Annotated in this window: 2 protein-coding genes; both read left to right on the top strand. The window is 46.5% G+C overall.

Translation table 11 applies throughout. The features are described 5' to 3' along the window. Positions 1–221 (top strand): 3'-5' exonuclease (locus tag KIV40_RS33055; RefSeq protein ID WP_285353609.1); only part of this gene is annotated, 221 nt, incomplete at its 5' end. A 38-nt stretch (positions 222–259) separates the two neighbouring features. Beyond that, positions 260–610, top strand: a complete 351-nt coding sequence (locus tag KIV40_RS33060) for a VOC family protein (RefSeq protein WP_285353611.1) — start codon at positions 260–262, stop codon at positions 608–610. The last annotated feature ends 142 nt before the right edge of the window (positions 611–752 follow it).

Consider the following 752-nt stretch of genomic DNA (forward strand, 5'->3'; position numbering starts at 1 on the left):
GTGTCGATGAAGGGCAGTTCCCGACGAAGAAGAAACAACTTCATATCGACGGTGCGTTAACTGAGTCTTCTGACACCTTCCCATATGCGGAAGAGCGAAGACTGTTTTATGTCGCTATGACACGTGCAAAAGAGAAAGTCTGGATCACTCACAGTGGCGATGGTTCAGGCTTTGTACAAGAGTTACATCAATCGGATTACCCGGTTGTTCGTAGAAAATAACCCGTAACCAAGCCGACATTTTTGGTAAGGAGGCCGAAATGGAACATGGTTCGATCAATTACATTGAGTTTGCAGCAAAAGACTTAGACAAGACAAAAACCTTCTTCGAGTCGGTCTTTCAGTGGCAGTTTGAAGACTATGGCCCAGAATATACGGCCTTCACTGCTAAGGGCTTAATGGGCGGTTTTTATCAGTCAGAATTGGCCTGTGATGCCAGTGCGGGTGGCGCACTCATGGTGTTTTACAGCCAAGGTTTAGAGCAGACAGAGCAAGATATTGTTGAAGCGGGCGGCATGATCAAGCGTGATATTTTCGCGTTCCCCGGCGGTCGTCGTTTTCATTTCTGCGAGCCGAGCGGCAATGAGATGGCGGTGTGGAGCGATAAATAAACTCTACCTGTTTGTGCACTCTTATTGGCTGTTTCAAAGTGTTAGTCGCAACCAATTAAAAGAGCCTGCAAGTACGCAGGCTCTTTTTGTATCTGTAATACGAAGTCTAATTAAGTGCGGTCTGCTAGGTAAGCTTCGTAGT

The sequence above is a fragment of the Vibrio sp. D173a genome (genome assembly GCF_030248475.1).